Below are 515 nucleotides of genomic sequence, written 5' to 3' on the forward strand. Positions count from 1 at the left end.
TAATTCCCCGCAATATTTTATATTGTTCCTTATAGGTGCAATTGTTGGCAGTATTTTGGTAGCCTTGCCAGACATCAGTAATGGATCGAATAATATTGTTGGATATTGTCTTGTTGTTGCCGGTGTGTTATCGGCAGCATTTTATGTTGTTATATCGTCTCGCCTTATTAAATCGTTTGAGCCTATCACATTATTGAGCGGACAGTTGACATTCTCCCTTATACTGTCATCGCTCTTTATTTTTATATCTAAATCATCAATTTATCTTCCGTTGGAATCCGTGATTATTGTTTTTTCATCTGGAATATTACAATATTTTTTAGCTTTTTGTTTTTACTTGAACTCCTTGCGTTGGCTCCCAGTTCATTTGGCAGGGATAATGTTGTACTTTATTCCGCTAGTTGCATTATTTTTGTCATGGTTGTTTTTGGATGAACAATTCACATTCTTACAGGGGGTAGGATTTATTGTAACTGTGCTAAGTGTATATTTTCTTAACAGAAAATACTCAGAGG

Annotated in this window: 1 protein-coding gene; it reads left to right on the plus strand. The window is 35.0% G+C overall.

Going from position 1 to position 515, the window contains the following annotated elements; translation table 11 throughout:
- The coding region (locus tag QP437_RS09720) for a DMT family transporter (protein ID WP_285267699.1) at positions 1-515 on the plus strand (515 nt) is incomplete at both ends.

It is taken from the genome of Haemophilus sp. UMB1048 (genome assembly GCF_030218125.1).
In the GTDB taxonomy this organism is placed as follows: domain Bacteria; phylum Pseudomonadota; class Gammaproteobacteria; order Enterobacterales; family Pasteurellaceae; genus Haemophilus_D.